Genomic DNA, 26,831 nt, shown 5'->3' with positions numbered 1-26,831 from the left:
AGGACAGACGACGTGCACCAGCTGATATCCTTCACGATTGTCTTCGTGGCCGCAGTGGCGCTCAACCTGAAGTCAGCCGCCATCGCCGCGTCCGATGGAAACTGGGGCGAAAGCGTGGGCAATCTTGTCTTCGGTCCTCTGGTCTTCTTCTTCGGCGTTTACACGATCGTCTTCTTCGCGGTCAGACTGGTGCGCGGAAAAGACGCCGTCGCTGCCTACTCGGCATCCCGACTGAACTATATCGCGGCCGTCGTGACGCTTTTGGGCGTGCTGGGCGCCGCAGCCAACCGCATCTGAACGGCGGCCAAAAGCCCACCGTTTTCTTCTTCAAGACCGTTTTTGTCGCGGCATGCGGGATTTTGCCCCGGCTCAAGCACTCGCCGCCGGAAACGGTACATGCCATAAGGCCACCGCAACCCCCTCCCAGGCATCGAAACCAATGATCCGCATCGAAAACGTCAGCAAGCAAAACAGCCACCGGCTGCTTTTCATCGAGGCCTCCGCGACCCTGCAGAAGCAGGAGAAGATCGGCCTGGTTGGCCCCAACGGTGCGGGCAAGACGACCCTTTTCCGCATGATCTATGGCGAGGAACTGCCCGACGAAGGCCAGGTTTCGACCGAGCGCGGCATCACCATCGGCTATTTCAACCAGGACGTTGGCGAGATGTCGGGCCGCAGTGCCGTGGCCGAGGTCATGGACGGCGCCGGACCCGTGAGCGAGATCGCGGCGGAGCTTCGCGCGCTTGAAGCGGCGATGGTTGATCCCGAACGCGCCGACGAGATGGATGCCGTCATCGAGCGCTATGGCGAAGTGCAGGCCCGCTACGAGGAATTGGACGGCTATTCGCTTGATGGCCGCGCCCGCGAGGTTCTGGACGGGCTGGGTTTCAGCCAGGAGATGATGGACGGCGACGTCGGCGCACTCTCGGGCGGCTGGAAGATGCGCGTGGCGCTCGCCCGCATCCTTCTGATGCGCCCGGACGTGATGCTGCTCGACGAACCGTCGAACCATCTCGACCTTGAAAGCCTGATCTGGCTGGAGGCGTTCCTGAAAGGCTATGACGGGGCGCTGTTGATGACCTCGCATGACCGCGCCTTCATGAACCGCATCGTCAACAAGATCATCGAGATCGACAGCGGCTCGCTCACCACCTATTCCGGCGACTACGAGTTCTACGAACAGCAGCGCCAGCTGGCCGACAAGCAGCAGCAGGCGCAGTTCGAACGCCAGCAGGCCATGCTCGCCAAGGAGATCAAGTTCATCGAGCGCTTCAAGGCGCGCGCCTCGCACGCCGCGCAGGTACAGAGCCGCGTCAAGAAGCTGGACAAGATCGACCGCGTCGAGCCGCCCAAGCGCCGCCAGACGGTAGCCTTCGAATTCCAGCCGGCGCCGCGCTCCGGTGAAGACGTGGTCACGATCAAAAACGTGCACAAGCGCTACGGCAGCAAGGTCATCTATGACGGTCTCGACTTTCAGGTTCGCCGCCGCGAGCGCTGGTGCATCATGGGCATCAACGGCGCCGGCAAGTCGACGCTGCTCAAACTCGTCGCCGGTGCTTCCGAGCCGGACCAGGGCACGGTGGCGCGTGGGCCGAGCGTCAAGATGGGCTATTTCGCCCAGCATGCCATGGATCTGCTCGACGGCGACCTGACGGTCTTCGAACAGCTCGAACATACGTTCCCGCAGGCGGGTCAGGCACCGCTGCGCGCGCTCGCCGGCTGCTTCGGCTTCTCGGGCGACGAGATCGAGAAGAAGTGCCGGGTGCTTTCAGGCGGGGAGAAGGCGCGGCTGGTCATGGCGATCATGCTGTTCGATCCACCCAACCTGCTCGTGCTGGACGAGCCGACCAACCATCTCGACATCGCCACCAAGGAAATGCTGATCGCAGCCCTTGCGCAGTATGAAGGCACGATGCTTTTCGTTTCGCACGACCGGCATTTCCTCGCGGCGCTGTCCAACCGCGTGCTGGAGCTGACGCCAGAGGGCATCCATACCTATGGCGGCGGCTATGTCGAATATGTCGAACGCACCGGTCAGGAGGCCCCCGGCCTGAGGCATTGAACAGGCAGGTCCGGTACGCCCGAGCCCTTCCCCGCTTTGGCGTATCAACGCCTCACGAATAATAATACTTCTCCGGCTTGATCATTTCCGGGGGCGTTTCGCCGAGCGCCTCGAACACCGAGATCTCGCAGACGCGGCAGAGCGCGTCGAGCGCGAGATCGTTGGCCTGCGTTCCGAACGGGTCTTCCAGCTCCTCCGACAGCGCATCGAGCCCGAAGAAGGAATAGGCGATAAGTGCTGTAAACAACGGCGTGCCCCAGCCGGCCGAAAACGCCAGCCCGAACGGCAGCAGGAGACAGAAGACATAGGCTGAGCGCTGCAGCAGCAGCGTATAGGCAAACGGCAGCGGCGTGCCGGCGATACGCTCGCAGCCGGCCTGCAAGGCGGCGATGCCCGAAAGCCGCTCGTCGAGGATGCGGAAATCCATCGCCTCGATGCGGCCTTCCGCCTTCAGCGCGGCAAACCGCCGTCCCATGCGCCGCACCATCTCGTCAGGCTTGTTGCTGGCCGCCAGCACGCCGTCCAGCTCATCGCCAATGAAGCCCCGCGCCTCGCCGCTGGCATCGACATTGCGCAACTGTCCGCGCAGGAGATGGCAGAAGGCCAGTGCCTCCATGAGGATCGGCCGCGCCTCTTTCGTCTCACCCGGCACCAGCGCCAGCACGGCGCGCGAAAAATTCCTGATATCGAAGACGAGCTGCCCCCACAGCTTGCGCGCCTCCCACCAGCGGTCATAGGCGGCATTGTTGCGGAAGCCGAGATAGATCGACAGCGTAACACCAAGCAGGCCGAAGGGCGCGATGTTGTAGCCGTCGAAGGAGATGCCCGACGCCTTCACGCCCGCCACCACAAGGGCCGCATAGATGCCGAAGCCGATGATCTGCGGCGCGATGCGCGGCACGATCGATCCGCGCATGACGAAGAACAGTTTCAGCAATCCGGGACGGGGACGGACGATCATTTTTTCTTCCGCTTTCTGTCAGTATGGCCTTATCGCCACCGGGGCTGGCGCGGGCCTTGCTGCACCGCAAACTATACGACCGATCCTGTGCTCCGATAGGCTCTCAACGTCACGATATGACGGAACCATGACACTGCGCTTAAGCGGATGGTAAGGCCGGCTTTCTAGTGTCCCGCCCGGTAGCCCGCGCAAGATGGCGCGGCGGCATGACGCCACGCTGCCGGACCGGCCTGCCCGGTATGCAAATCCGAAAATCCGACCGTGCCCGGCCATCCCCGGATGGCCCGTCCGAAGCCGCGTGCTTTCGGACATGTGAATGACCTGGAGTGCATCGATGAACCCGCGGCCCATATTCGCCGACGAGCAGAAAGTGGAAGACATCGGCGTCGATATCGACAGGTTGCCGCACCACATCACCACCGAATTCGACGACGTAAAGCTCATCCTGCGGCGCTGGCAGGCTGCCCAGCCCGATCGCGGCACGCTGCCGCAATATGAGGAGCTGGCGCTCGGCTCCATCGGCCGCTTCGCCGACGAGATGGCGGTGATCCGCCGCATGGAGGCAAGCGACCCGGTCATCCTGCGCGCCGGCGCGCGCTTCGAGGCCATCGTCGGCGGCCCTTGCATCGGCAAGTCGACGCAAAGCCTCCTTCACGCCTACGCCTTCTCGATCGTCGAGGCGCTGAATGCCGCCCACGAAGCGGCAAGTCCGCGCATGGTGCTGTGCCGCGCACTGGTCGACGGCATGGTCTCGACCGTCGAAACGCTGGTGCTGCCGCTATCCTGCCGCTGGCCGGGAGACTATTTTCTCGTCTTCCTGCGCCCGCGCCACAGCCAGCTCAATCTTGCCCGGCTGCTCATCAACGCCACCCGCGAAGGCATCATGGCGCTCAACGCCATCGAGCGCGACGGCGAGATCCGCGACTTCTACATCCTCAGCATCAACGACGCCGCGGCAAGCTATCTCGGCTCGCGCGCCGACCTGCTGCAGTTCACGCTGCTGTCGGAAGCGCTTGCCGGCCCCGGCCTGTCGCATGCGCTCGAACGGTTCCGGCAGGCGGCGCGGGCGCGCACCGCGCCTTTCGAACTGGAATACGAACTCGGCGGCGATCACATATCGCTGCAGGTCGGCGTCGCCGTTGCCGAAGACATCCTCGCCGTCACGCTGACCCATGTCGGCGAGCTCAAGGCGCGCGAGACCTTGTTCCGCTCGCTCTTCGACGAGAACCCGGTGCCGATGTATGTGCGCGACCAGGCCGGCAAGAACTTCCTCAATGTCAACGATGCCGCCCTGCGCCTCTATGGCTACGAGCGCGAGAAATTCTTCGAGCAGGACTTTGCCGACCTTTGCGCGGACGGCACCGGCGCGGCCCATCCCCACACCTCCGGCGAAGCCGCCTGCCGCCATGTAACCGCCGACGGCCGCGTGCTTGAGATCGTCGAATATGCCCGCGGCATCGTGGTCGATAATGCGCCGGCGACGCTGTCGACCATCGTCGATGTCACCGAGCGCAAGCGCGCCGAGGAACATGTTACGTTCCTCGCCCATCACGACCCGCTGACCGGCGTCGCAAACCGCACCGTCTTCACCCGCGAGCTTGAGCGCGCAGCCACCGCCACGCAAAAGCACGGCAGCCCCTTTGCCGTACTCCTCATCGACCTCGACGATTTCAAGATCGTCAACGACACGATGGGCCACGCCGCCGGCGACGCATTGCTGGTCGAGGTCACGGCACGGCTTCAGCGGCTGGTGCGCAAGTCCGACATCGTCGCCCGCCTCGGCGGCGACGAGTTTGCGATCCTGCTGCCGGGCGCGTCCTCGCGCGCCGTGGTCGACGGGCTGGCCGCACGGCTGCTTGGCGAGATCGCCTCGGTGCAGACCATCGACGGCAACGAGATATCGATCACCGCAAGCGTGGGCGCAGCACTCGCGCCCGACGATTCGGCCGACACCGAGAGCCTGCTGAAATGCGCCGACCTCGCCCTCTACCGCGCCAAGAATGAAGGCAAGGGCTCGTTCCGTTTCTTCGAGCCTGAAATGGACATGCAGCAGCGCGAGCGCCGCGAACTCGAAATGGAGCTGCGCGGGGCCGATATCGAAAGCGAGTTCGAACTGCACTACCAGCCGATCTTTGCCGTCAAGACCGGGCAGCTGCGCGGCTTCGAGGCGCTGCTGCGCTGGCACAACCCCAAGCGCGGCATGGTCTCGCCCGCCGTCTTCATTCCGCTTGCCGAGGAAACCGGCATGATCGACGCGCTCGGGCGCTGGGTCGCCGAGACGGCCTGCCGCGAGGCCGCCGGCTGGCCCGATGCGCTCGTGGTTGCCGTCAACGTCTCACCGGTGCAGTTTCGGCGTGGCGATCTGGTCGAGATGATCGGCGCCGCCCTCGCCCGCTCGCGGCTCAAGCCCGGCCGGCTGGAGATCGAGGTCACCGAATCGGTCCTGCTGGCCGACAGCGAGGCCAATCTGGCGATCCTGCGGCGCATCCGCGACCTCGGCGTCCGGATCGCGCTCGACGATTTCGGCACCGGCTATTCGAGCATGAGCTATCTGCGCCAGTTCCCGTTCAGCCGGCTCAAGATCGACCGTTCCTTCGTCCGCGAGATCAGCGACAGCCCGGAATCTCTGGCCATCGTGCGCGCCATCATTGGGCTCGGCGCCAGCCTCGGCATCGACACGACGGCGGAGGGCGTGGAAACGGTGGCCCAGTTGGAAGCGCTCCAGAGCGAGCAGTGCGGCGAGCTGCAGGGGTTCCTGTTCAGCCCGCCGGTGGCGAGCGAGAGTGTGGGCGAAATCATCGCCGCCTTCCATGAAAGCGTGAGCCGCGTCGCCTGACACCGGACGCAAAAAGAGCGACGGAAAAAAATCCGCCGCCCTTTTCGTGCTGCAACCTTGGGGAGGGTTGCGGGGGGAGATAAAAATTACTTGGTCTTGGCCTTCGGCTGGACCGCCGCAGCGCCCGACGGCTGGGCCGAGCTCTTGACGGTCTTTTGCTTGATCGATCCCGTCGAGGAATAATCGAGGGCCTTGCCAGGCTTGCTCGCAACCGCGTCGAGGCGCGGAGCGGCGACCGGATACTGCAGGGTAGCGGCGAAATCAGTGGCGAAGGCGCTGCCCGAAAGGGCGAGAACCGCGGCCAGAGCGAGAGCTGTCTTCTTCATCGTCTTTCTCCGTAGAGGCTTTTTCTTTTCGTACATGTACGTTACGATGAACATGTACGCCCGCTGCCATCGATCTTCAAGTGAAAATCGTACACGTACGAAAACGCTGCGATCACGTTTGATTGATCGCATCCGATGCCAATGGTTTCGATGTCGATTGGGGGACGGGCGCCTAGAGCATGTCGCGCAAAAGTGTCAGCGGTTTTGCGATAACGACATGCACTTCAAGCGGGAGAAAACTAGCAGCGCTCTTCCGGCAGCGTCAGGGCGCCGATCTCACGCGACATCAGCCCGGCCAGCGCCACATCCATGGAGGTCCGCAGAAAAGCCTCCCGGTCGCCGAAGGGATAGTGCGGGAAGGTGATGAGCAGCGACACGGTACCGTGCCCGTAGCTCCACAGCAGCGTGGAAATGGCATGCACGTCGCCCCTGAAGATGCCGGCGTCGATGCAGGCCTGGACCCGCTTGAGCAGGATCTGCATGGCGGGATTCTGCTCCTTGATCTGCCGGATCTCCTCCTCGCTCGCCCCGAGAGGATGGTTGTGGTCGCCGGTCATGAACACGGTCCGGTACTCGTTGGGATTGTCGAGCGCGAAGAGCGTGTATTCCTTCATCATCTTGTGGAGGGCAGCCATCGGATCGGCAGGCGTGTCCTGCTCCATGCGCCGGGCCAGGTTCCTATAGGCATCTTCGGCAAGCGCCAGCAGGATTTCGTGCTTGTCGGCGAAATAGGAATAGACCGACATCGTCGCGTAGCCGACCCGCTTGGCAAGCTTGCGAATGGTCAGGCCATCATAGCCCTCCTCCTTCACCAGCGCATGCGCGGCCGCCAGAAGCTCCGCGCGCAATTCCGCCTTCTGGCGCTCGCGCCGGCTCTGGGCATTGATCGGCGTATGTTCGGTCATCTGGTCCACATTTCAATGGCAAAGCATATACGCTGTACAATAAGCCATCAAGCGCGCGGAAGTTCCGGTGTTTGGTGGGGTACGTCATGCGGAAGCGATCAGGATTTGCGACTGCCAACCGATGATTGGCGGGGCTGAACATGCAGTTCATCCTTGGCGATCGGCATCGACAACCAATCGTCATCCCGGAAACCGGAGCGAAGCGCAGGTTATCCGGGACCCATTGGCCTGATCGTCGTCAAGCACGGCCCGGTCCTGATGTCGACGCGTTCTGCGCCGCTGAAGCTCTTTTGCATTCCGGCATGGATCCCGGGTCTCCGCTTCGCTCCGCCCGGGATGACGAAGAGAGGGGGTGTCGCCGCTAATCGCAAACGTTGTTGACTGCCGCACAGCAGGCGCGGCTACCGCGCCAAAGACGCAATTGCCGCGCACCAGCGTTGACGATTAGCGAAGACCTAACATGCCGTTCGTCATCCCGGGCGCAGCATGAGCGAAGCGCATGCGGAGACCCGGGGATCCATGCCGGACCATCGATGAAGGCTACAGCGGTGCAGAACCATCGAAGGCGAAGCTTGCGAAGGTGTGGAAAGATTTCCACCCGATTTCCCCTCAACCCATTGTTTCCATTCACCCCACACATTTTTTCTCGCCCAATCTTTCCACACCCCAAAACACCTCCCGCATAATCCCCCCATCGCTCCTGCGGGACCGGGTCTGGAACCGGGATCAAGGGGGAGTGGCGGTGACCTCCCGCCCTGGTGTGGTAGCCAGGGACCCGAGGGCCCGACACAGGCCGGCGTGGAACGAGCACGGCGCAAATGCCTCTGCCCAAAACCATGCGGAGAACCCGCGGCGTCTTGTCCATGGAATGTACATGGAGCGGGCGTTGTGACCGGCCGACTTCGGGACAGACACCGAGACGGGCGGTCGAAAGATCGCAGAAAAATACAAAAGATGAGCGAGATTTCGGTCGCCCGTCTTTCCCGATCTTTGACAATGGCCAGACGGTGAAACCCGGGCGTGGCGATGAACAGGTGCGCCGGCGCTAACCTCCCCCTTGAGGGGAGGTCGCGGACTGAGCGAAGCGAAGGAAGCGGGTGGGGTCCTTGGCGACAAACTCGACGCAGAATCGATGCCGAGCACTGCCGCAACGACCCCACCCGGCCCTACGGGCCACCCTCCCCTCGAGGGGGAGGGAAACGCCCGCGCTATGCCGCCTGCTTTTTAGTCCGCGACCGCGCCTCGTGGCGCACCCCGTCCGGAGCGAGCCGCAAAACGGCGACAGCGTGAGGACAGATCAAGCCGCCTGCTTCTTCGGCGTGATCAGCCCTCGCTCGACCAGCAGCTCGGCGATCTGCACGGCGTTGAGCGCCGCGCCCTTGCGCAGGTTGTCGGAGACGATCCACATGGCAAGGCCGTTGTCGACGGTCGAATCCTCGCGGATGCGCGAGATGTAGGTGGCATCCTCGCCGGCCGAATCGATCGGCGTGGCGTAGCCGCCGTCCTCGCGCTTGTCGATGACGAGACAGCCCGGCGCATCGCGCAGGATCTCGCGGGCTTCGTCAGCGGTGATCGGGTCCTCGAACTCGATGTTGACGGCTTCCGAATGGCCGATGAAGACAGGCACGCGCACGCAGGTTGCGGTCAGCTTGATCTTGGGGTCGAGCATCTTCTTGGTCTCGGCGACCATCTTCCACTCTTCCTTGGTGAAGCCGTCATCCAGGAAAACGTCGATATGCGGAATGACGTTGAAGGCGATGCGCTTGGTGAACTTCTTGGCCTCGACCGGGTCGGCGACGAACACCGCACGCGTCTGCGTGAACAGCTCGTCCATGCCTTCCTTGCCGGCGCCGGAAACCGACTGATAGGTCGCCACCACGACGCGCTTGATCCGGGCCTTGTCGTGCAGCGGCTTCAGCGCCACGACGAGCTGGGCGGTCGAACAGTTCGGGTTGGCGATGATGTTCTTCTTGGTGAAGCCGGAAATTGCGTCCGGATTCACTTCCGGCACGATCAGCGGCACGTCCTGATCGTAGCGGAAGGCCGAGGAATTATCGATGACGACGCAACCCTGCTTGCCGATCTTCGGCGACCATTCCTTCGAGACATTGCCGCCGGCCGACATGATGCAGAGATCGGTGTCGGAAAAGTCGTAGGTGTCGAGCACCTTGACCTTCAGCGTGCGGTCGCCGAACGACACTTCGGTGCCGAGCGAACGGCGCGAAGCGAGTGCGACGACCTCGTCGACCGGAAAGCCGCGTTCTTCGAGGATATTGAGCATTTCGCGGCCCACATTGCCCGTGGCACCAACGATCGCAACCTTGAAACCCATATTATGTTCTCCTGTCCCTCTCCGCTCGTTTTGGAGAAAACCCGCCGGCCGGTGCGGGCTTCGCCCCCGGGCCGGACCCGGGAGGGGCGAGCAGGCCAGGGAGATCAGACCGTTTTGGTGGTCGTTTTGGCCGCGGTTTTGGTGGTGCGAAGCTGCGCGCGCTCGTGCCCGCCCTGGGAAGACCCATGGCCGGGAAAGTCGATTGCGAAAAGCGCCATAAGCAGGCCGCGCATGAAAGGCTCCGGTCGCACACGACCCCGCAAAGTTTCAGACTTTGCGGAAAAGGCTCATGTGCCAAGATAGTTCGTGCTGGCTTTTACGCGGTTTGCGTAAAGAGTCAATCTGGCAGAAGCCGGCGTTTCGCCTCCTGCCGATCGCAACGACTAGGCGAAGAACTTCGCCACGATCGCATCGCCCATCGCCGTGGTGCCGACTTCGGTCTTGCCTTCGGACATGATGTCCTTGGTGCGCAGGCCTTCGTCCAGCACCGCCGCGATCGCCGCTTCGAGACGGTCGGCCTCGGCCACCATGTTGAAGGAATAGCGCAGGCACATGGCAAACGAGGCGATCATGGCGATCGGGTTGGCGATGCCCTGCCCGGCAATGTCCGGGGCCGAGCCATGCACCGGCTCGTAGAGCGCCTTGCGCTTGCCGGTGAGCGCATCGGGTGCGCCGAGCGAGGCCGAAGGCAGCATGCCGAGCGAACCGGTGAGCATGGCGGCAACGTCAGACAGCATGTCGCCGAACAGATTGTCGGTGACGATGACGTCGAACTGCTTGGGCCAGCGCACCAGCTGCATGCCGCCGGCATCGGCCAGCATGTGGTCGAGCTTGACGTCGGAATATTTGGCCTTGTGGGTGGCGGTCACCACCTCGTTCCACAAGACGCCCGACTTCATGACGTTGCGCTTTTCCATCGAGGTGACACGGTTCTGCCGGGTGCGGGCCAGCTCGAAGGCGACGCCCGAAATGCGCTCGATCTCGAATGTGTCGTAGACCTGCGTGTCGATGCCGCGCTTCTGGCCGTTGCCGAGATCGATGATCTCCTTGGGCTCGCCGAAATAGACGCCGCCGGTCAGCTCGCGCACGATGAGGATGTCGAGGCCTTCGACGACTTCCGGCTTCAGCGAAGACGATGCTGCAAGTGCCGGATAGCAGATGGCCGGGCGCAGATTGGCGAAAAGCTCCATGTCCTTGCGCAGGCGCAGCAGGCCGGCTTCGGGGCGAACCTCGTAAGGCACGGCATCCCACTTCGGCCCGCCGACGGCGCCGAACAGCACCGCGTCAGCCGCCATCGCCTTTGCCATGTCGGCATCCGAAATCGCCTGACCATGGGCATCATAGGCGCAGCCGCCGACCAGGCCTTCTTCGGTCTCGAAGCCGGTGCCGAGTTTCTCGTTCATCGCCGCAATGAGCTTGCGAACCTCGGCCATTGCCTCGGGACCGATGCCGTCGCCGGCGAGAAGGAGAAGCTTGCGCGATGCCATGGGAAAACCTTTCAAGGAAGCCGTGAACCGGCGTCTTGCTAAACGCCGAAAGCCCGGCGCGCAAGACCGAAAGGCTTGGTGCAGATCAAGAAGAACGCCTGAGCGCCGTCACTTCGATCTCGATCTTCATTTCCGGCTTGTTGAGCTGGCAGGCAATCATTGTCGCTGCCGGCCTGATCTCGCCGAAAGCTTCGCCAAGGATCGGGAAGACGATGTCGGCGAAAGCCGGATCGGTGATGTAGTAATGCGCCCGCACGACATCGGCGAGCGAGAAGCCGCCGTCCTCCAGCGCCTTAGTTATGGTTTTCAGGCAATTGCGGGTCTGGTCCTCGACGCTGTCCGGCATGGTCATGGTGGCGTAGTCGTAGCCGGTCGTGCCCGAGACAAAACACCAGTCGCCCTGCACCACCGCCCGCGAATAGCCGGCGGTCTTTTCGAAAGGCGAGCCGGTGGAAATCAGTTTGCGCATAAAAGGTCTCCGGAAAATTCAGAACAGCTATTGCTGGATCGATTTCTTCATCGCTTCGCGAATTTCAGCAGGCCAGGTATCGAGTGCCGGCCATGCATCAGGCTCGGCGCCGTCGCCCTGCTGCGCGAAATAGACAGCCTTTGTTTTCTGGTCGAAAGCAAAGAACCCGTCGCCACCACCGCACGCATGGGGAATACAGCCGCTGCCATAGAGAACGCCGGAAGCCGTCTTGTCGGGGCCGCCCGAAACCGAAAGCGCCAGGGCGACGTCTTCGAGCTTGTCGCCGAGAACCTTCTTGGCGGCATCGTAGAAATCGCCATTGGCGAAGAGATCGTAGGGGTGGGTGATCTTGGCCGGGTCGATATCGGCCCATTTCGTATCGGGCTGCGGCGTGAAACGCATCTCGCCGACGACGCGCAGGCCCTCTTCCGGCGACCAGCTTTGCACATCGGCAGTGGAGCCCGGGCGCAGATAAGGCACGAAATAGAGGCCGTCTTCGGTTGCAGCCGCAGGCGGCGCGCCGCAATCCTCGCCCACCGTCTCGGTCTTGAGTTCGCCACCTTCCGGCTTCCAGACGATCACGGTTGCCGGGCCACAGGCATTGCCGCCGTCGCCGACCGCGAAAAGGGCTACTTTCGTGCCATCGAGATCGACCGTGCGGTCGTAATAGACGACATAGTTGCGGGCCAATTCCTTGCCGTCGAAGGCAAGGATCTTGTCGAGATCGGCCGTTTCCTTGATGCTCAGCGTTCCGCCCGCAAAGGGGATCGAGCTCGGCTGATCTTCCTGCGCGACGGCAAAAGCGGTCGCGGCAAAAGTCAGGCCGGCGGCGAGAAGAGAAATAGCCCAGCGCATGACAAGCTCCGAATCAGGGCGTTTCGGAATGCCGGAAAATCAGGCTTTCCAGCGGCGAGGCCTCCGACCATGCCACAGGCCGGCAGACGCTGTCAGCCCCGAAGGAAATCTTTCGGGGCGGACAGCAAAGCTCATCATCTGAAATTGAGGGGCATCAAGCCCAGGGCCGGCTCTCGGCGTTCTTCTTCTCGAAGCTCGAGATGGCAGAGGCCTTTTCCATGGTCAGGCCGATATCGTCGAGGCCGTTGAGCAGGCAATGACGCTTGAAATCGTCGAGGTCGAACTTGACCACGCCACCATCGGGACCGCGGATTTCCTTGGCTTCGAGGTCGACCGAGATCGTCGCATTGGCGCCGCGCGAGGCGTCGTCCATCAGCTTGTCGAGGTCTTCAGGGCTGACCGTGATCGGCAGAATGCCGTTCTTGAAGCAGTTGTTGTAGAAGATGTCGGCGAAGCTGGTCGAGATGACGCAGCGAATGCCGAAATCGAGCAGCGCCCAGGGCGCATGTTCGCGCGACGAGCCGCAGCCGAAATTGTCGCCGGCAACCAGGATCTGCGCTTTGCGATAGGCCGGCTTGTTGAGCACGAAATCCGGATTTTCCGAGCCGTCCTCGTTGAAGCGCATTTCTGCAAAAAGCCCGACGCTCAGGCCCGTGCGCTTGATCGTCTTGAGGTAATCCTTGGGGATGATCATATCGGTGTCGATGTTGACGATCGGCAAGGGTGCGGCGACGCCGGTGAGCTTGGTGAACTTTTCCATGGCTTCTGCCCGTTTCTGGTTCCGGGAAATTGTTTTCGGCCCTGCTTTACACAAAGGAAGCCGGGAATAAAAGAACTTGATTCGAAGCAGGCCTTCAAATCACGTTGAGTTCGCGGAACGGTCGATTTTCCGTGATGCGCGCATAGCCGAAGGCCGAGCAGTCGATGGTCTTGTAGGCGCCATGGACCAGCAGTTCGGCCAGCGCCTTGCCGACCGCCGGCGCCTGCTGCAGGCCGTGACCCGAAAAGCCGTTGGCGAAAATGAAATTCTGCACTTCGGGATGCGGCCCGATGACGGCATTCTGGTCGAGCGTGTTGTAGTCGTAGTGGCCGGCCCAGGCGCGGGTCGCCTTGATCGCTTCGAAGGCAGGCACGCGGGTCGCCAGTACCGGCCAGATCGTCTCCTCGAACAGCGACCAGTCCGGGTCGAAATCCTTGGGGTCGGCGGGGCCTTCGCCCTCTTCATTCTCTGCGCCGCCGGTGATGTAGACGCTCCCCTCAGGCCGCACGTAGATGCCGCTTGGATCGACCATCAGCGGCATGTCGGCGAACTTGTCGCGCGCCTCGAAAATGAAGACGCTGCGCTTGCGCGGCTCGACCGGCAGGACCAGCCCGGCCATGGCCGCAATCTTGCCGGCGGAGGGGCCGGCGGCGTTGAAGATCGTGCCGCCTTCCAGCCGGTCGCCATTTTCCAGCGTGACCGCAACGACGCGGTCACCTTCGCGCTCGATGCCGGCGACGGCGTGGGTGATGAAATCGATGTTCTTTTCGCGCAACGCCTTGCGAAACAGCATCAGCATGGCATGGGCGTCGAACCAGCCCTCGCCCGAGCGCCCATAGGCCCCGGCCGAAACGCCTTCGGTCGAGATCCAGGAAAAGCGCTTCTCAAGGGCGGCGGCGTCTTCCAGCAAAATATCCGCGCCTTCGGCCATCTGCGCGGCATGGTTCTGCTGCAGGATCGGCAAGCCGTTCTCGCCGGCGAGAATGAGATAGCCGCCCTCGCGGAAACCGATATCAGAACCGGTGCCGAACTCCTGCTCCAGCCGCCGGAACAGCGCCAGCGTGAACTGCGACAGGCGGATGTTTTCGGGGATGGAGAACTGCTGGCGGATCGAGGCGCAGGACAGCGTCGTCGAGGAATAGGTGAATTGCGGATCGCGCTCGATCAGCGCGATGGAGCCCGAAAACCCCTCCTCGCGCAGATAATAGGCGATCGAACTGCCGACGATCGCCCCGCCGATGATGATGACGTCATATCGCGCCATGTGCATGTCCTTGCTGCAAGAATAGAGTATCGCTGCTTATCAAGGTTTCCAGCCTGCGTCTTGCAAGAGCCAGCATTGGCGGGCAAGAAGACCACATGACGCAAGAAACCCGCCTCTATCTGCGCCGTTCGGTGCTCTATGTCCCCGCCTCTAACGACAAGGCGCTGGCCAAACTGGCCTCCCTTGCCTGCGACGCGGTGATCATCGACCTGGAAGACGCAGTCGCGCCGGCGGAAAAGATCGCCGCCCGCGAAAAGCTCGGCATCATCTTCAAGAACCGCCCGGCCGGCATTCGCGAAATGATCATCCGCATCAATGCGGTTTCCAGCGAATGGGGCCAGGACGATCTTCTGGCCGCCGCCGCCTGCGAGCCGGACGGCATATTGCTGCCCAAGGTCGACACGCCGCGCGACGTGCTGGAAGCCGGCGACGTGCTCGACGACAATGACGCGTCCGACAGCCTGCGTCTCTGGGCGATGATCGAGACGCCGAAATCGCTGCTCAACATCGGCGCCATCGCCGAGCTTGGTCGCGACGCCGCCTCGCGGCTGTCCTGCCTGGTCGCCGGCACCAACGATCTTGTCGCCGCCACCGGCGTTCTGGCAACGCCCGACCGGCGCTATCTCATGCCCTGGCTGATGCAGATGCTGCTGGCCGCGCGTGCCGGCGGCCTCGACATCGTCGATGGCGTCAGCAATGATTTTCGCGATCTTGAAGCCTTTGCCGCAGAATGCACGCAAGCCGCCGCCATGGGTTTTGACGGCAAGACGCTGATCCATCCGGCGCAGATCGAGCCTGCCAACAAGGCTTTCTCGCCGTCGGAAGCCGCACGCAAGGAAGCCGAGAAAATCATCGCCGCTTTTTCTCTCCCCGAAAACGCCGGAAAGGGCGCGATCGGCCTCGACGGGCGCATGGTCGAGCTGCTTCATCGCGCACAGGCTGAAAGGCTGCTGGCGAAAACGTCCATGATTGGCTAGAAATCATCGAACGCCTTGATGCCGAAGATGGCCAGGGCAGTACGGGAATGACGACATGAAACTCTACCGCTTTCTGACCGGGCCGGACGATGCGAGCTTCTGCCACAAGGTCACGGCTGCCCTGAACAAGGGCTGGCACCTGTTCGGCTCGCCGACCTATGGCTATGACGCCGAGGCCAAGGTGATGAAATGCGGCCAGGCCGTGGTGAAGGACGTCGACGGCCAGGAATACGAAGCAGGCGTCACCAAGCTGAGCGACTGGTAGTCGTCTACATCTGCAATCTAGCCTTGAGGGCCTCATACTGGCGAGGCGAAGTATCTGCCATCGCCTCATCGCGGTTGGATGGCAGGTCTTCGAAAGGTATTGGATAATCGAACTGGCTGACGGTCAGATCCCATCTGACGCCGTCGATCATATTGTAGAAATGCGTGCCGCCTTTCGTCCGGGTTTTGAGGATTTCGCCTCCGAACGCATCCTGCACGACAAGCGAGGTAACGCTGCACTGCCCTTTGGCCGGGTTATCAAGGCTCCAGCTTCCCGAGCTTTCAGAACTCCACGCAGCCTTCAGTTTTTCGTACAATTGATCGGGTGTTTTGAAAGCGCTCATCGCGTGTCTATCAGCTTTGAGGATGGTCGGCCGCTTCCTCGAGCTTCTCCATATCGTCGTCGGAGAGGCCGAAATGATGGCCGATCTCGTGGATGAGGACATGGGTGACGATGTCGCCCAGCGTCTCCTCGTTCTCTGACCAGTAATCCAGGATGGCGCGGCGATAGAGCGTGACGCGGTTCGGCCCCTCGCCGGTCTGGGGGTTCCAGCGCTCGGCAATGCCGCGGCCTTCGAACAGGCCAAGCAGATCGAACGGCGTTTCGAGCGACAGATCATCCATGATCTCGTCGGTCGGAAATTCCGCGATCTGGATGATGACCTCGCCGGTGAGCTTGCGAAACTCCTCCGGCAGGTGCGCATAGGCTTCGAGAGCCATGAACTCCATTTCTTCCATCGATGGTGAAAGCTGGTCGTGCCAGGAGCGGGTCTTGTAGATGCGAGCCATTCTTTTCCCTTTTGACCGCATATAGCCTTTCGGAGCGCGGCTTTCGAGGCTTTTGCGCGCTTATCGGGAAATTAGCCGGGACAGTCGTTTTTGGCCTAACGCCCAAAAGGAATAAATTCTCCTAGCGTTCCGCTTGACTCTTCGGGCGCGCTCTGGAATCTATAAGAACATAACAGGAACACATCAGAAAAGCAGACCGTCATGGCGACATCCGCCGTGGCGCAGGAAATCGTTTTTGCCCTGCGCCAGAAAATCGCCCGCATAGAGGGCACGCTGCCCGAGCGGCTGGCGCCCCCTGCCGGGACAGATCCGGCCGGGCAGACCATGGTGCTGCGCCGCCATGGGGTCACAGTCGCGCAGGACCTTTTGCTGACGGGCGCGGAGGATTTCGACACCGCACTGGGCGGCGGGTTGCCGAAGGCGGCGCTGACGGAAATCCATGGAACACTGACCCGCGATGCCGGCGCGGTAGCAGGCTTTGGCCTGTCGCTAGCCGGGCTGCTCCTAAAGAATGCCGCGCAGCCGAAACTGCCCGTGCTGTGGATCGGCACGCATGAAATCTTCCGCGAGGCGGGCTTTCCCTATGCGCCGGGTCTGCATGCCCGCTTCGGCATTGCGCCGGAGGATCTCATCATCGCGCAGGCACCGAAACTCGCCGACGCCATGTGGATCGCCGAGGAGGCGGCAAGCCTGAAGGCACTTTCTGCCGTGATCCTGGAAATCCGCGGCAATCCGCAGAAGCTCGACCTCGTTGCCACGCGACGCCTCCATTACCGGGCCCAGGACGCAGGCAGGCCGGTTTTCCTGCTGCGCCAGGCAGCGCAAGCCGAGCCGACGGCAGCCCCCATGCGCCTCATCGTCTCGCCGGCCCCTGCCGCGCTGCGCTGGACCATCGCCGGGCCTTTGCCCGATTCCATCGGCCCCCCTGGCTTCATGGTCAGGATCGACAAAAGCCGCAATGCCTTGCCCGGACAGTTCACGCTGGAGTGGAACGCCGATGAACGCTCATTCGAAGAAAGACGGCCCAATGGTCTCGGCTCAGCGAATCCTGGCGCTATGGTTTCCGCATCTTCCCGCCGAGCGGATATTGCGCCAGCGCCTGGGGCGGTCCTGGCGTTCAAACCCGCAGGCAGCGCGGCCGCCTCTCGTCATCAGCCATCGCGACAACAACACCCAGCGCATCGCAGCCCTCGACGAGCAAGCTGAACGGCTGCGGCTGAAGCCCGGCACGGGCATCGCCGACGCTCGCGCCATGCATCCCGGCATAGAGATCGTCGAGGCCGACACGCAGGCGGACCGCAGGCTGCTCGAAAGCCTTGCCGACTGGTGCGACCGCTATACGCCGCTGGTGGCGCTCGATGGGCAGGACGGGCTGTTTCTCGACATCACCGGCTGCGCCCATCTCTTCGGCGGCGAGAAATCCATGCTGGACGACATGCTGTCGCGCTTTTTCCATCAGGGTTTTGACGTCCGCGCCGGGCTGGCTTCGACACCCGGAGCAGCCTGGGCAGCGGCGCGATTTTGCACGGCTTCGGTCGTCGCGCCGGGTGACGAGGAAAAGACCATGGCGCCCTTGCCGCTCGCCGCATTGCGCCTCGCGCCCGAAACGATCGCGTCTCTGGAGAGCGTTGGATTGCGCACCACGGGCGCAATCCTGCAGGCGCCACGCGCGCCCTTGGCGCGTCGTTTCGGCAAAATGCTTCTCCTGCGCCTCGACCAGGCGCTCGGACAGCTTGAGGAAGCCATTTCGCCGCGCTTGCCCGTAGCCCCGCTATCGGTGGAACGGCATCTGCCCGAGCCCGTTTCGCTCATGGAAGACATAGAGCATCTGGTGCTCCTGCTTGCCCGATCCTTGAAGACCGATCTCGAGCGCCATGGCGAAGGCGCGCGCGCCCTGCAGCTCCTTCTGTTTCGGGTCGACGGCGCGGTCAGCCGCATCGGCGTCGGCACGTCACGCCCATTGCGCGAACCGGGCCTGATCGGAAAACTGTTTCACGAAAGACTAACGGCTCTCGAAGACGTCCTCGATGCCGGCTACGGCTTCGACCTTGTCCGCCTTTCCGTTCTGGCGACAGCACCATTCGAGATGGATCAGGCCGATTTCAGCGGAGATGCTTCCGGCAGCGACGAGGATCTGGCGATTTTCGCTGACCGCGTAAGCGCTCGCCTGGGTGACGACACGGTGCTGAGGCCTGTCCCTGTCGAGAGCCATATTCCAGAGCGGGCGGTTTCCTGCCTGTCTTTTGCCGAGGCGGAAAAAGACCCCGGCCATGCAAGGAACAGAGGGCGTGAGATCGCGCTTCCCCCGCCGCCTGGACCGGAGCGCCCGATCCGCCTTTTTTCTCAACCGGAACCGGTCGAGGTCATGGCCGCCGAAGTGCCCGACGGGCCGCCTGCCCGCTTCCGCTGGCGTCGCGCGCTTTATGAGGTTGCACGCGCGGAAGGCCCGGAGCGCATCGCACCCGAATGGTGGCGCGATGGTGCGGATGAGGCGACGCGCGATTATTTCCGCATCGAGGACGCCGATGGCCGCCGCTACTGGCTTTTCCGCCAGGGGTTTTACGGCGCCACGCAAGGCAACCCGCGCTGGTTCTTGCAGGGATTTTTCGCATGAAGGAAGACGTTTCGCGCGCACCCGCCGCTTCCCCGCTTTATGTCGAATTCGGCGTGCAATCGAATTTTTCCTTCCTGCGCGGCGCCTCGCGACCGGAGGACCTGGTCGTTGCCGCCTGTTTTCTCGGCCACGCCGGCATGGGCCTTGCCGACCGCAACACCGTGGCCGGCGTGGTGCGCGCCTGGAGCCAGTCGAAACACATCAAGCTCTCGGAGGAGAGTAAGCCCCTATCGCTTGCCTATCATCCCGGTTGCCGGCTGGTCTTTGCCGACGGCACGCCCGACGTGCTCGCCTATCCGCAGGACCGCAAGGGATGGGGGCATCTGTGCCGCCTGCTGACGCAGGCCAATATGCGCGAGGAAAGTCCGAAAGGCGCGCCGCTTCTCTATGCCGGCGACCTTTTCGAATGGGGCGACAGCATGTCCCTCGCCGTGCTGCCCGACCTGTCAGGGCCGACGCAGGAGACGCTGACCTTTCTACATCGCCTCAAGGATCGTTTCGGCAGCAACCTCTGGCTCGCCGCCGCCCCCGATTACAGCGGCAACGATCGTTTCCGTCTCGAGCAGGCGGCGAACATGGCAACGGCTGCCGCCATACCTCTGATGGCGACCAACGATGTCCTCTATCACGCCGCCGACCAGCGGCCCCTGCAGGACGTGTTGACCGCGATCCGGCTGAACAGGCCCGTCGCCGAGTCAGGCCTCGAACTAGCAGCCAACGCCGAACGCCATCTGAAGCCATCGATGGAAATGGCGCGGCTTTTCAAGGCGTATCCGCACGCATTGGCGCAGACACTGCGTTTTGCAGAAACGCTCTCCTTTTCCCTCCAGGATCTCGAATATAATTACCCGGACGAACCCACCGAATCCGGCCTGCCTTCGCAAGCCGAACTGGAAAGACTGGCATGGTTGGGCGCCGATGAACGCTATCCCAAAGGTGTCCCGGAAAAAGTAAAAGGCCTTATCCGGTATGAAATCGGGATTATCGAAAAGCTGAACTATGCACGTTATTTTCTGACGGTTTACGACATTGTGAAGTACGCGCGCTCAAAGGGTATACTCTGTCAGGGGCGCGGCTCGGCGGCCAATTCTGTCATATGCTACTGCCTCAAAATCACGGATGTCGGCCCTGAGATCATCGACAGCCTGTTCGAGCGCTTCATTTCCGAAAAACGCGGCGAACCGCCGGATATCGACGTCGATTTCGAGCATGAAAAGCGCGATATCGTCATGGAGTATATCTACAGTAAGTACAGCGAGAAGCGCACCGCGCTCGCTGCCTCCGTCGTCACTTATCGTGCCCGCTCTGCACTCAGGGAAACCGCCAAGGCCATGGGCCTTTCCGACGATGTCCGAGGCGCTCTTTCGGGATCGATCTGGGGCTGGTCTTCTTCCGAGCTTGGCGAGAAGGAAGCGACTGCGGGCGGCCTCGACCAATCGGATTCAGCCACGAAACATGTAATCGACCGTTCCAACGAAATAATGGGCTTCCCGCGCCATCTCTCCCAGCATGTCGGCGGCTTCGTCATCACCAGGGATCGATTGGACGAGGTCGTGCCCATCATGAAGACGGCCATGGACGAACGGAAGATGGTCGAATGGGACAAGGACGACCTCGACGCCGTCAAGATACTCAAGGTCGATATCCTGGCGCTTGGCATGCTTTCCTGCCTGAGGCGCGCCTTCGACCTTCTGGAAGATAACTACAAGCATGACTGGCCGGAACGGCTGACTCTGGCGACGATTCCGTCGGAAGAAAAAAGTGTCTACGATATGATCTGCCGTGCCGACACACTCGGCGTCTTCCAGATCGAAAGCCGTGCGCAGATGAGCATGCTGCCACGCCTCAAACCTAGAAAATTCTACGATCTTGTCATCGAGGTCGCCATCGTGCGCCCGGGTCCGATCCAGGGCGATATGGTGCATCCCTATCTGCGACGAAGGGAAGGGAAAGAAGACCCCGAGTATCAGAAGCCTGAACTTAAGGCGATTTTAGAGAAGACCCTTGGCGTGCCGCTGTTTCAAGAGCAGGCAATGAAGATCGCCATCGTGGCGGGTGGTTTCGCTCCTGATGAGGCCGACGAATTGCGGCGCGCCATGGCGACTTTCAAACGCACCGGAACAATCGGCAACTACCGGGATCGCCTGATCGAAGGCATGGTCAAAAATGACTACGACCGCGGCTTTGCCGAACGCTGTTTCCGACAGATCGAAGGTTTTGGCGATTATGGTTTTCCCGAAAGCCACGCCGCTTCCTTTGCCTTGCTGGTCTATGCCTCGTCCTGGTTCAAGGCATGGTATCCGGACGTTTTCTGCGCGGCGATCCTGAATTCGCAGCCGATGGGTTTTTACAGACCGGCACAGCTTGTGCGCGATGCCCAGGATCATGGCGTCGAGATGCGGTCCATAGACGTCAACCATTCCGACTGGGATTGCTTGCTGGAGAAATCATCCTTCGACCCTGAGCGGATCGCCGCACGTCATGCCGGAATGCGCGGCGTGATCAAGAGCTGCCACGCCGTCCGCCTCGGCTTTCGGCAGATCAAGGGACTCGCTAAAGACGCCATGGAAATTCTCGTGAAGAACCGTGGTTCAGGCTACGCCTCCGTCCGCGATGTATGGCTGCGCTCCGGGTTACGCGTCGACGCGATGGAAAGGCTGGCGCAAGCCGATGCCTTCCGCTCGATCGGCCTCGATCGGCGTGCCGCCTTGTGGGCCGTGCGCGCGCTGAACGGCAAGAGTGCCGCAGAAAGCCTGCCGCTGTTCGATCAACCCGATATCCGCCTGCGTGACAACGAACCCGAGACAAAACTGCCGGTGATGCCGCTCGGCGAGCATGTCCTGCATGATTACCGGTCGCTTGGTCTCTCCCTGAAAGCGCATCCCTTGTCCTTCCTGCGCGGCAGGCTCGACAAGGCCGGCATCACGCCCAATGCGCTCCTGCCCGAAACGCCCAATGGCCGGCGCATTTCCGTTGCTGGCCTGGTTCTTGTTCGTCAAAGGCCGGGTTCGGGCAAGGGTGTCGTCTTCATGACGCTTGAAGACGAGAAATCGATCGCCAATGTCATCGTCTGGCCAAAGGTGTTCGATCGCTTCCGGCCGGTGGTCATGGGTGCGCGTTTCGTCAGGGTGAAAGGCCGCCTGCAATCGGTATCGAACGTCATCCACATCGTGGCCGAAACCATCGAGGATCTGTCGCTATGGCTGGGCGAACTTTCCGAGGAAGCGATGATAAGGCGGCTGGAGCAGCGTGAAAAAGCCCAAAGCGCGAACCCGTCAGCGCAGGATATCAAAACCACGATACCACACCGCGACTACGAAACCCTGTCCCGGCAGGCACGCAGCGTCATGCCGAAGGGGCGAAATTTTCAGTAAGGCCGATGAAAAGCCGCGGCAGCCGATTTCACAGAACGCACGTCGCTCTAATCGTCTTCCAATCCCGCCTTCGGTTTTGTTTCGCTATCGATTTCAACGCTTCGCGCTTCGGAAGGCAGCATGACCGGAATGCCGTCGCGAACCGGATAGGCAAGTCGGGCCAGCCGCGACACCAGTTCCTGACGCTCCGCATCCCATGTCAGCGGGCCCTTTGTCAGGGGACAGGCCAGCAGCTCCAGAAGCTTGACGTCGATTGCCGGGCTGGGTTTTTCCTGATTCATCGATTCCCCTCCGACCCATGCGTCCAGCTATTGCAGGCTTGACCCGAAGTCGTCGTTTTCGCGCGCAAGCACCATCTCGGTGATGGCGATCAGCGTATCGGCCCGCGTCTTCAGATCCGGCGCCTCGAGAAGCGCCTGCTTCTCCGCCGCGCCATAGGGCGCCATCATCGACAGCGCATTCACCAGCATGGCGTTTTCGGCCCGGCTGACATTTTCCCAATCAGCCTCGAGATCGTTTGCTTCCAGATAGGCTCGGAATGCCTTCAGCAGAGCCAGCCGATTGACCTCGCTTCCGGTCGGGTCATCCGACAGGTCGGCAATGAAGGGCATGATGCGGCATTGCCGAAAAGGCGTTTTCACCGCCAGTTCATGGGCGACCCGGAAACGGCAGACGCCCTGCAGGGAGATGAGGTAGCGGCCATCGCCCGATTCGGCAAACGAGGTGATACGCCCGACGCAGCCGACTTCACAGATTTCCGGCTCGCCGTCCTCACGCAAAGAGCCATCGAGCGCCGGCTGTATGATCCCGATCAGCCGCGTTCCGCCGACGGCCTCGTCGACCATCTGCAGGTAGCGCGGCTCGAAGATGTTGAGCGGGGTGCGGCCGCCCGGCAGAAGAAGCGCGCCGGTCAATGGGAAAACAGGTATCGTCGCAGGCACGTCCTTGCCCGACCGATAATGCGCATTTCCCGCCTGCATTTTCACCTCCGTGCCGGCCAGGGTGACCTGGCCAGTCCGAGAATCATCACCGGCTTCCCGGAACTTTCATCAGCAATGTGGAATGGAGGGCGGCAAGGGCAAGGGTAGGCCCTCGCCTTTCTCCATATCCGATCACGAAAACAGGAGTGACGACAGTTTTCGCCTGGTCGCCAGCGTCACCTCGTCGGTCATGCCCCACGCCTCGAAAAACTGCAGAAGCTGAGCGCGCGCGCCGTCATCGTTCCACGTCCTGTCCGCCTTGACGATCGCCAGCAGATTGTCCGCGGCCTCCTGGCGCTGGCCGAGCCCGTTCTGGATCATGGCAAGGTCAAACCGGGCCTGATAATCCTTGGGGTTTGCTGCGAGGCGCGCCTCGAATTCCGCCGGATTGCCGAGCGAAGCAGCCTGCTTGGCCAGAGTGAGCCTGGCTTTCACTGCGGAAAGTGCTGCCGTGTCCTTGGCGTCAGCCGGCACTTTGGCCAGAATTTCCTCCGCGCCGGCCACATCACCCGCCTCGAACAGCAGGTCCGCGAGGCCGGCCAGTGCATCGAGATTATCGGGATACTGCTGCAACACGGCATCGAAAATATCGGCCGCAGTCTGCAAATCGGCAGCGGCACGCGCCTCGGCGGCCGCGGCCAGGGCTTCCTCTAGCTGTCCCTTGCCATCGTCCTTGCCGGCGACCTTCTGGATGAAATCGCGAATCTGGCTCTCGGGCACTGCCCCCATGAAGCCGTCGACGGGCTGCCCATCCTTGAACGCGATGACCGCCGGGATCGACTGGATGCCGAGCTGGCCTGCAATCGCCGGATGGTCGTCTATGTTCATCTTGACCAGCTTGACCCGGCCTCTGGACTCTTGCACGGCCTTTTCGAGCGCCGGCGCCAGCTGCTTGCAAGGACCGCACCAGGGCGCCCAGAAATCCACGAGCACGGGCTGGTTTCGCGACTCTTGTATGACGTCGGCGGCAAAGCTCGCTGTCGTCGTGTCCTTCACCACGAAAGGCTCCGCGCCGGCGTCGGAGCCAAGCACCATAGCGGGAGAGCCGCCTTGCGGCTCCGCCGGCTTGGGTGCGCCGTAGCTGAAGCTGGTGGCGTAATTGCCGCTGGGGCCGCCGAATGAATTGTCCTGGTTGCTCATTGTTACCCTTTCACCGCTTTCCGGTGCGTGTTCGGCTTATTCTACGCGCGCAATGGGCACACGGAAAACCGTTTTCCGTCACCCATGTGGCGATCATGCGGAGACTTTCAAGATAACCGGCTCGTGGCCGGTCGCTTTTACGAAGGCGACAAGGTCATCGCGGGAAATCGAGGTCGTGGCTTCGTTGGTCAGCGGATGGGCATTGATGACCGCATTTTCCATCAATGTGCTGTCCAGAATGACTTTTACGCGGCCTTCGCTGTCGTTGATCAGGCCAAACACGGTTACAGCACCAGGCACGACGCCCAAAAGCTCCATCAGTGCTTCAGGCTTGCCGAAAGAAACCCTGCCGGACGCGCCGATAAGATGGTGGATCTGCTTGAGATCGACCTCGGCGTCCTCATCGACGGTGACCAGGAAGAAGTTATCCTTCTTGTCCTTCAGAAAGAGGTTCTTGGTGTGACCGCCGGGGATTTCGCCGCGCAGCGACTGTGAATCGGCAACGGTGAAAAGCGGCGGATGCGCCTTCGTTGCGACCGCAATTCCAAGCCCTTCGAGAAAGGCAAAGAGCTCATCGGGATGTTTCGGCATGGATGGCATCCGGCTTGTCATTATCTCTGGTGGAACGGTTATCGCCAAAGATCGCATGGAAACAACCCCGTTCTGCGCAATGCGACGAAACATTTGCGCGCGACGAGCCAGCCAAAATCCGGGGTGTCGCCGAAGGCCACAATTATTACGCATCTTCGTGCAATTTTCCCTGTTGCATTCGGCCGTCTCTTCCGCCATATAGGCGCGGCTTGCGGTCGAGAGACCGCGCGAGCGGGTGTAGCTCAGGGGTAGAGCACAACCTTGCCAAGGTTGGGGTCGAGCGTTCGAATCGCTTCACCCGCTCCAATTTCTCTAGGGAAATCAAGCAATTAAAGCGGCCACCTTCGGGTGGTCGTTTTGCTTTCCAAGAGCATTTAGCCACCGTTTAGCCACGGAACGTGAAACGGTAGGCAAGTGCAGGCAACCTGGTGCCTGCCGCTCTAGGCCCGCCATCGCCGTTTTACGAGAAGCGGTTTCCAATTCCTGCACAGCAGAGCAATCGAAAGGTCCCCTCATCGGCGGCCGGCGGCCCCGTTTCGCGCAGCGCGTGCTGACACTCCTTCGGCTACCGTGTTAACCGAGTTCGGGGTCACGAATTTGCTTCAGCGGTGGCGCGACATCGTCCGAGATTGCGGACGCGCCGCCGCCTGCGCCTTATACGCTGCATCTTTCGTTTGTGCCGGTCGCCGACCGGCACAGACGCGTGATCAAATTGGAACGCGAGCAACCGCATCATTGGATGAAAAACGCGGCTAGGGTCTCCAAGCGTTGTCCCCATCGGGGTCGTCCCCTCCTGGCTGGAATAGCGGATTGGTGGGAGGAGCCGACGCAACATCAGCGGAAAGTAGTTCCTTGCCGAGCACGGACCAGTCGGTCGCAAGCCGTCGAATTTTGCGATGACGCGGCGATTTCGGAATGGCCCCGACCGAGCCTTCCGGAGCGCCGGGCGAGGCCGCAGAAATCTCTATCTCGAGATTGTCCCATTCCCCGCGTGCCTCGATATCCCTGAGATAGATCGCCAGCGGGAGCGAGAACTCGTCAACGATCTTCCATTTGGCCCGTATGACTTCATTGTCCAGGCGACCGCGATTGCGGATCAAAAAGGCAATGGCCTGCCCGACGTCCTTCGCAAGGAACCCGGAAGGCGGCCGATTCTTGGGCTCCGGCCAGCCTCCAGTCACGTCGCCGCCCTCGTCAGCAACCAATAATCCGCCGAGAGCGACATCCTGGATGGTTTCCCGATTGCCGCTGAGCTTGTCCGACTTTTTCGGGAGCCGGACACCTTCTGGCACCTGGCTACGCTCGAAGAGCAGGGCGACAAGAATGAAGGTCGCGATGAGCGGCCATAGTGGCCGCGCGATACGATGCCGCCGTGCGTACCGGGCAGCCCGATTTTGGGCGACATCCAGACAGTCTAGCCGTCGCTTTCCGTGACGTCTGTTCGACCGGATCTCCAGCGCGGGCGCGATCGCGGGAAGATCGGCTCCACAGCCATTCGTTCTTGATCTCTCAGCTTGCATGAGCTTCTTCCTTCGTCTCCACCGAGAATGGCGTGTCGCGCAGGATTCGGCGATCAATGTCCCGGGCTAGGTAGCGGTCGAGCCAGCGCCGGAAATTGGTCACAAGTTGCTCGCCTTTGCCGGATTCGGCGAGCGCAACCATCGCCGCACCAAGCGTGAATTTTATTTGGCTCTGAGTTTTCCGATTCGAGCGATCAAGCGAACGACGTAGTCGCGCGGTTCGTGCGCGCGCAGCTCTTTCCCGCGTTCGTGCTGCTTCGAGTCTTTGAGCAAGATCGTCGGCCATGTCGTCCCTCCGGATTTTGAATGCTCCGGGACTATTGTT

Annotated in this window: 26 protein-coding genes and 1 tRNA gene; 9 read left to right on the top strand and 18 right to left on the bottom strand. The window is 61.8% G+C overall.

Annotated elements, in window-relative coordinates; genetic code table 11:
• Positions 1 to 12 precede the first annotated feature (12 nt).
• Both BM413_RS18980 and BM413_RS18975 read left to right on the top strand, forming a co-directional pair.
• On the top strand, positions 13 to 297 hold the full coding sequence (locus tag BM413_RS18980; RefSeq protein ID WP_133304717.1) for a hypothetical protein: 285 nt from the start codon (positions 13 to 15) through the stop codon (positions 295 to 297).
• Positions 298 to 439: 142 nt separating this feature from the next.
• Positions 440 to 2,062 (top strand): ABC-F family ATP-binding cassette domain-containing protein, encoded by a 1,623-nt coding sequence (locus tag BM413_RS18975; protein WP_091915881.1) that lies wholly within the window; start codon positions 440 to 442, stop codon positions 2,060 to 2,062.
• A 52-nt stretch (positions 2,063 to 2,114) separates the two neighbouring features.
• Here BM413_RS18975 and BM413_RS18970 read toward each other — a convergent pair whose 3' ends face one another.
• Positions 2,115 to 3,023: a bestrophin family protein gene (locus tag BM413_RS18970; RefSeq protein WP_091915879.1), complete on the bottom strand. Its 909-nt coding sequence runs from the start codon at positions 3,021 to 3,023 to the stop codon at positions 2,115 to 2,117.
• 316 nt (positions 3,024 to 3,339) lie between these two features.
• Between BM413_RS18970 and BM413_RS18965 the strand changes: the two genes are divergently transcribed.
• On the top strand, positions 3,340 to 5,859 hold the full coding sequence (locus BM413_RS18965) for a putative bifunctional diguanylate cyclase/phosphodiesterase (protein WP_091915877.1): 2,520 nt from the start codon (positions 3,340 to 3,342) through the stop codon (positions 5,857 to 5,859).
• 86 nt (positions 5,860 to 5,945) lie between these two features.
• Here the strand turns inward: BM413_RS18965 and BM413_RS18960 are convergent, their stop codons facing one another.
• The 9 genes from BM413_RS18960 to BM413_RS18925 all read right to left on the bottom strand — a co-directional run bounded on the left by BM413_RS18960 (position 5,946) and on the right by BM413_RS18925 (position 14,257).
• On the bottom strand, positions 5,946 to 6,185 hold the full coding sequence (locus BM413_RS18960; protein ID WP_091915875.1) for a hypothetical protein: 240 nt from the start codon (positions 6,183 to 6,185) through the stop codon (positions 5,946 to 5,948).
• A 239-nt stretch (positions 6,186 to 6,424) separates the two neighbouring features.
• A complete protein-coding gene (locus BM413_RS18955) occupies positions 6,425 to 7,090 on the bottom strand; it encodes a TetR/AcrR family transcriptional regulator (RefSeq protein ID WP_091915873.1) in 666 nt (221 codons plus the stop codon).
• 1,297 nt (positions 7,091 to 8,387) lie between these two features.
• Complete coding sequence (locus BM413_RS18950) at positions 8,388 to 9,422, bottom strand: aspartate-semialdehyde dehydrogenase (RefSeq protein WP_091915872.1); 1,035 nt, start codon at positions 9,420 to 9,422, stop codon at positions 8,388 to 8,390.
• Positions 9,423 to 9,526: 104 nt separating this feature from the next.
• On the bottom strand, positions 9,527 to 9,655 hold the full coding sequence (locus tag BM413_RS34005; protein ID WP_280141844.1) for a hypothetical protein: 129 nt from the start codon (positions 9,653 to 9,655) through the stop codon (positions 9,527 to 9,529).
• Positions 9,656 to 9,805: 150 nt separating this feature from the next.
• Entirely contained in the window at positions 9,806 to 10,909 is a 1,104-nt protein-coding gene (leuB, locus tag BM413_RS18945) for a 3-isopropylmalate dehydrogenase (RefSeq protein ID WP_091915870.1), read from the bottom strand.
• 85 nt (positions 10,910 to 10,994) lie between these two features.
• The gene (locus tag BM413_RS18940) at positions 10,995 to 11,378 is read right to left on the bottom strand and encodes a RidA family protein (protein ID WP_091915868.1); all 384 of its coding nucleotides are present in this window, start codon (positions 11,376 to 11,378) and stop codon (positions 10,995 to 10,997) included.
• 27 nt (positions 11,379 to 11,405) lie between these two features.
• Positions 11,406 to 12,233 (bottom strand): hypothetical protein, encoded by an 828-nt coding sequence (locus BM413_RS18935; protein ID WP_091915866.1) that lies wholly within the window; start codon positions 12,231 to 12,233, stop codon positions 11,406 to 11,408.
• Positions 12,234 to 12,387: 154 nt separating this feature from the next.
• Positions 12,388 to 12,993 (bottom strand): 3-isopropylmalate dehydratase small subunit, encoded by a 606-nt coding sequence (gene leuD / locus BM413_RS18930; protein WP_091915864.1) that lies wholly within the window; start codon positions 12,991 to 12,993, stop codon positions 12,388 to 12,390.
• 94 nt (positions 12,994 to 13,087) lie between these two features.
• The gene (locus BM413_RS18925) at positions 13,088 to 14,257 is read right to left on the bottom strand and encodes an NAD(P)/FAD-dependent oxidoreductase (protein ID WP_091915971.1); all 1,170 of its coding nucleotides are present in this window, start codon (positions 14,255 to 14,257) and stop codon (positions 13,088 to 13,090) included.
• 95 nt (positions 14,258 to 14,352) lie between these two features.
• Here BM413_RS18925 and BM413_RS18920 point away from each other — a divergent pair, with 95 nt between their 5' ends.
• Positions 14,353 to 15,234 carry an HpcH/HpaI aldolase/citrate lyase family protein gene (locus tag BM413_RS18920; protein WP_091915862.1) on the top strand — a complete coding sequence of 294 codons (882 nt, stop codon included), beginning with the start codon at positions 14,353 to 14,355 and terminating at the stop codon, positions 15,232 to 15,234.
• A 55-nt stretch (positions 15,235 to 15,289) separates the two neighbouring features.
• On the top strand, positions 15,290 to 15,499 hold the full coding sequence (locus BM413_RS18915; protein ID WP_091915860.1) for a DUF1737 domain-containing protein: 210 nt from the start codon (positions 15,290 to 15,292) through the stop codon (positions 15,497 to 15,499).
• Between the two features lie 4 nt (positions 15,500 to 15,503).
• Here BM413_RS18915 and BM413_RS18910 read toward each other — a convergent pair whose 3' ends face one another.
• Together BM413_RS18910 and BM413_RS18905 are read right to left on the bottom strand one after the other, a co-directional pair.
• Positions 15,504 to 15,842, bottom strand: coding sequence for a YunG family protein (locus BM413_RS18910; RefSeq protein WP_091915858.1), 339 nt, complete (start codon positions 15,840 to 15,842; stop codon positions 15,504 to 15,506).
• Between the two features lie 10 nt (positions 15,843 to 15,852).
• On the bottom strand, positions 15,853 to 16,287 hold the full coding sequence (locus tag BM413_RS18905) for a metallopeptidase family protein (protein ID WP_091915856.1): 435 nt from the start codon (positions 16,285 to 16,287) through the stop codon (positions 15,853 to 15,855).
• Between the two features lie 201 nt (positions 16,288 to 16,488).
• Between BM413_RS18905 and BM413_RS33620 the strand changes: the two genes are divergently transcribed.
• The 3 genes from BM413_RS33620 to BM413_RS18895 are packed head-to-tail and all read left to right on the top strand — an operon-like array spanning position 16,489 to position 22,275.
• The gene (locus BM413_RS33620) at positions 16,489 to 17,493 is read left to right on the top strand and encodes an ImuA family protein (RefSeq protein ID WP_244537918.1); all 1,005 of its coding nucleotides are present in this window, start codon (positions 16,489 to 16,491) and stop codon (positions 17,491 to 17,493) included.
• Positions 17,375 to 18,901: a DNA polymerase Y family protein gene (locus BM413_RS18900; protein ID WP_244537917.1), complete on the top strand. Its 1,527-nt coding sequence runs from the start codon at positions 17,375 to 17,377 to the stop codon at positions 18,899 to 18,901. Before BM413_RS33620 ends, BM413_RS18900 begins: the two co-directional genes overlap by 119 nt.
• Positions 18,898 to 22,275, top strand: a complete 3,378-nt coding sequence (locus tag BM413_RS18895; RefSeq protein WP_091915852.1) for an error-prone DNA polymerase — start codon at positions 18,898 to 18,900, stop codon at positions 22,273 to 22,275. Before BM413_RS18900 ends, BM413_RS18895 begins: the two co-directional genes overlap by 4 nt.
• Before the next feature lie 47 nt (positions 22,276 to 22,322).
• Here the strand turns inward: BM413_RS18895 and BM413_RS18890 are convergent, their stop codons facing one another.
• The 4 genes from BM413_RS18890 to BM413_RS18875 form a co-directional block, all read right to left on the bottom strand.
• Complete coding sequence (locus BM413_RS18890; protein WP_091915850.1) at positions 22,323 to 22,556, bottom strand: Trm112 family protein; 234 nt, start codon at positions 22,554 to 22,556, stop codon at positions 22,323 to 22,325.
• A gap of 27 nt (positions 22,557 to 22,583) precedes the next feature.
• Positions 22,584 to 23,255 carry an LON peptidase substrate-binding domain-containing protein gene (locus BM413_RS18885; RefSeq protein WP_091915848.1) on the bottom strand — a complete coding sequence of 224 codons (672 nt, stop codon included), beginning with the start codon at positions 23,253 to 23,255 and terminating at the stop codon, positions 22,584 to 22,586.
• 132 nt (positions 23,256 to 23,387) lie between these two features.
• Positions 23,388 to 24,395: a thioredoxin gene (trxA, locus tag BM413_RS18880; protein WP_091915846.1), complete on the bottom strand. Its 1,008-nt coding sequence runs from the start codon at positions 24,393 to 24,395 to the stop codon at positions 23,388 to 23,390.
• Between the two features lie 93 nt (positions 24,396 to 24,488).
• On the bottom strand, positions 24,489 to 24,986 hold the full coding sequence (locus BM413_RS18875; protein WP_091915844.1) for a prolyl-tRNA synthetase associated domain-containing protein: 498 nt from the start codon (positions 24,984 to 24,986) through the stop codon (positions 24,489 to 24,491).
• Positions 24,987 to 25,217: 231 nt separating this feature from the next.
• On the opposite strand from BM413_RS18875, the gene BM413_RS18870 reads away from it, so the two are divergent.
• Positions 25,218 to 25,292, top strand: a tRNA-Gly gene (locus BM413_RS18870).
• A 446-nt stretch (positions 25,293 to 25,738) separates the two neighbouring features.
• On the opposite strand, the gene BM413_RS18865 is transcribed toward BM413_RS18870, so the two are convergent.
• On the bottom strand, positions 25,739 to 26,563 hold the full coding sequence (locus BM413_RS18865; protein ID WP_139238610.1) for a hypothetical protein: 825 nt from the start codon (positions 26,561 to 26,563) through the stop codon (positions 25,739 to 25,741).
• Positions 26,496 to 26,792 (bottom strand): hypothetical protein, encoded by a 297-nt coding sequence (locus BM413_RS32560; RefSeq protein WP_139238609.1) that lies wholly within the window; start codon positions 26,790 to 26,792, stop codon positions 26,496 to 26,498. The genes BM413_RS18865 and BM413_RS32560 overlap by 68 nt, the downstream gene beginning before the upstream one ends.
• Between the last annotated feature and the right edge of the window lie 39 nt (positions 26,793 to 26,831).

Origin of the sequence: Mesorhizobium sp. YR577 (assembly GCF_900116595.1) — a bacterium.
In the GTDB taxonomy this organism is placed as follows: Bacteria; Pseudomonadota; Alphaproteobacteria; order Rhizobiales; family Rhizobiaceae; genus Mesorhizobium_M.
This window is presented reverse-complemented; position numbering and strand designations above follow the sequence as displayed.